This is a genomic window from Ginsengibacter sp., assembly GCF_057362405.1.
Genome location: NZ_JBMQQG010000250.1, coordinates 1 through 3,328, shown reverse-complemented (window position 1 = coordinate 3,328; position 3,328 = coordinate 1). Strand labels below are relative to the sequence as shown.

Here is a 3,328-nt window from a genome sequence, read left to right as displayed (position 1 = left end):
TTTTATAATAGCGGGACACTAAAGAAGTTCTCAGAAAAGGGCTACCATCGTAATTGATAGGTAGCCTTTTTATTTTACCGTCAACATTAAAGCACTTAAAAAATATCACCTTTCTTTCAAGTCGATTTTTACATTATGGCTGTTTTGAATAAACAGGCAGGATATTTGGCCGTAGGTATGTTATTAATTTTGTGAATCTTCCAGCCATAATTTAAACACTAAACGTTTCTCAATTTCATGTTGACACTATTTCATTTAAACAAGAGAATTCTCGTAATTAAAGCACGATAGTATACTTTTGCGAAAATTTATTTGCATGGCATTAAATTCCATTTTGAAATTTTTTCTACCGAAGGACAGGATCTTTTTTCAGCTATTTGAAAATGTAGGAGAAACGGTAACAGTAATGGCGGCACGCCTTAAGGATGTTATCAACGAAAAAGATTTTGAAAAAAGAGCGATTCTTATAAAGGAAATCGAAGACCTCGAACATGTGAATGATGATTACACCCACAGGATATTTACCGAATTAGGAAGAAACTTTATAACTCCTTTTGACAGGGAAGATATACACTATCTCGCCACCTCCCTTGATGATATTTGTGATTACATTTACGCTTCAGCAAAAAAAATAAATTTTTATAAAGTAAACCCCGATGATACTGGCTTTCACAAAATGGCTGAACTTATTGTAAGCAGTTGTAATGAAGTTCAAAAAGCGGTTGCAGAGCTTCGGGACATGAAAAATCTCAGGAGAATTACTGATGCCATGGTTTTGATAAACAGTATAGAAAACCAGGCTGACGATATATTTGACATGAGCATTGAAAAGCTTTTTGAAAACGAACCAGATGCTAAAGAAGTAATAAAAAAAAGAGAGATCTACCAGGTTATGGAAATTATAACCGACAAATGCGAAGATGCTGCTAATGTGATTGAATCAATCATTATCAAATATGCATAATTAAGTCGCTTTTTAATAGTATCCATTTTAAAAGATTTGTATGCTCGTTTTTCTTATTGCCATTATAATTCTTGCACTTATTTTTGATTTCATAAATGGATTTCATGATGCAGCTAATTCAATTGCTACAATCGTTTCTACAAAAGTCCTTACACCTTTCCAGGCGGTTTTGTGGGCCGCTGCTTTTAACTTTATCGCTTTTTTTGTATTTAAAGAACATAAAGTTGCCGGAACTATTGCTAAAATAATTTCTGAGGATGTAATCAGTTTTAAAGTTTTATTATCGGCAACCATTGCGGCCATAAGCTGGAATCTTTTAACCTGGTATTACGGTATTCCATCCAGCTCTTCACACACGTTAATTGGCGGGCTGGCAGGTGCGGCAATTGCGGCGGGTGGCATTCACGGTGTCAATACTCATCCAATTTTTATTGCGCTCGTCTTCATGGTACTTTCTCCCATTATAGGATTGATATTTGGGTTCTTAATTACGTTAATTACGGTTAACCTTGCCCGAAAGTCAAGACCCGTTAAAGCAGATAAATGGTTTAAGCGGCTTCAATTGGTTTCTTCCGGTGCCTTAAGCCTTGCGCACGGCGGAGGCGATTCTCAAAAAACAATGGGATTAATACTTACTGCTATTTGGTTCTATCAAAAAACAGTCCATGGCAGCACGGGATCGGTCCACGATATGCAAATGCCCGGATGGCTTCCGCTGGCTTGTTATTCTGCTATTGCGCTCGGCACTATGTCAGGTGGATGGCGCATAGTAAAAACAATGGGAACAAGAATAACGAAGGTTAATCCGTTGGAAGGTGTATGTGCCGAAACAGCCGGCGCAGTCACTATTTTTCTTACCATTTTCTTTGGAATTCCCGTGAGTACTACTCACACACTTACCGGGGCAATTGTGGGAGTGGGCGCTACCAAAAGGCTCTCTGCTGTAAGATGGGGCGTTACCTTTAACCTTATCTGGGCCTGGATATTAACCATCCCCGTAAGTGCCCTTGTTGCCGGATGCATTTATTACGTGATACATTTCATTTCCTGATAATTTTTTTCTTAATACCCGTCTGTTAATTGTTTTTCCTTTCTTTGCAAAATGAATAAAATATTAGTAACAGGTGGTTGTGGCTACATTGGAGCCCACACCATCCTGGATTTAATAGAAAATGGTTTTGAACCTGTTTGTATTGACAATAATTCAAGATCGACAACAGCTTTGCTGGAGGGAATAAAAGCCATTACCGGGATATCGGTTAAAAATTACAAAGTAGATCTCTGCAATTTTGATGATACCTATGCGGTATTCCAGGAAAATATTGACATAAAAGGAATCATCCACTTTGCAGCTTTTAAAGCAGTCGGGGAGTCTGTTGAGTTACCATTATTATATTTTGAAAACAACTTAACCTCGCTTATTAATATTCTAAAATGTGCGAAAGAATTTAATGTCGCCAATTTTATTTTTTCGTCGTCATGCACGGTTTATGGAACTCCCGATGAAATACCGGTGACCGAACAGACACCCCAAAAGCCCGCTGAATCCCCTTATGGTGCAACCAAGCAAATGGGAGAAGAAATTGTAAGAGAGATAACGAAAGGCGGTCACCTGCAAGGCATTTTATTGAGATATTTTAACCCGGTGGGCGCACATCCTTCGGCACTCATTGGAGAATTGCCCTTGGGCAAGCCTCAAAACCTGGTTCCGGCAATTACGCAGACTGCCATCGGTAAATTGCCCCAAATGATTGTTTATGGGGATGATTATCCGACCCGGGACGGATCGTGTATCCGCGATTATATTCATGTATGTGATATTGCTCATGCTCATATACTTGCACTACAATATTTAATAGAAAAGAGGAATTCTTCTCCATGTGAAATCTTCAACCTCGGCACGGGTAACGGTATTACCGTACTCGAAGTAATCCATTCGTTTGAAAAAGTAAGCGGTGTTAAATTGAATTATAAGATAGGGCCAAGAAGGCCCGGTGATATTATTGCAATCTATGCGAACAACTCCTTCGCAAAACAACAACTCAACTGGGAACCTCAATACTCCCTGGATGAAATGATGTCGACAGCGTGGAAATGGGAGTTGAAACTCAAGGATGATTCGCTGTTACACAATAATCTCAATTTTCAAATGAATTAGATGGATGCGTTAGGCTCATTATTATTTTTATCCTTAACGGGTTATTGTTAATTTGCACCCCTTGTTTATGTTCCATTAAAAAAATAAAATTCAGTTATGATTAAAGACATTGTTGCAAAAAATGAAAAAGAAACAAGAGGCGGTTTTGGTGAAGGCATTTATGAATTGGGAAAGAAAAATGAAAACGTAGTAGTGCTTACTGCAGA

Annotated in this window: 3 protein-coding genes; all 3 read left to right on the top strand. The window is 38.3% G+C overall.

Going from position 1 to position 3,328, the window contains the following annotated elements; translation table 11 throughout:
- The first annotated feature begins 316 nt into the window (after positions 1-316).
- The 3 genes from ACO1O5_RS21380 to galE are packed head-to-tail and all read left to right on the top strand — an operon-like array spanning position 317 to position 3,122.
- Positions 317-964, top strand: a complete 648-nt coding sequence (locus ACO1O5_RS21380; RefSeq protein ID WP_486273913.1) for a DUF47 domain-containing protein — start codon at positions 317-319, stop codon at positions 962-964.
- A gap of 40 nt (positions 965-1,004) precedes the next feature.
- Positions 1,005-2,015 carry an anion permease gene (locus ACO1O5_RS21375; RefSeq protein ID WP_486273911.1) on the top strand — a complete coding sequence of 337 codons (1,011 nt, stop codon included), beginning with the start codon at positions 1,005-1,007 and terminating at the stop codon, positions 2,013-2,015.
- Positions 2,016-2,066: 51 nt separating this feature from the next.
- Positions 2,067-3,122 carry a UDP-glucose 4-epimerase GalE gene (gene galE / locus ACO1O5_RS21370; protein WP_486273910.1) on the top strand — a complete coding sequence of 352 codons (1,056 nt, stop codon included), beginning with the start codon at positions 2,067-2,069 and terminating at the stop codon, positions 3,120-3,122.
- Positions 3,123-3,328: the final 206 nt, after the last annotated feature.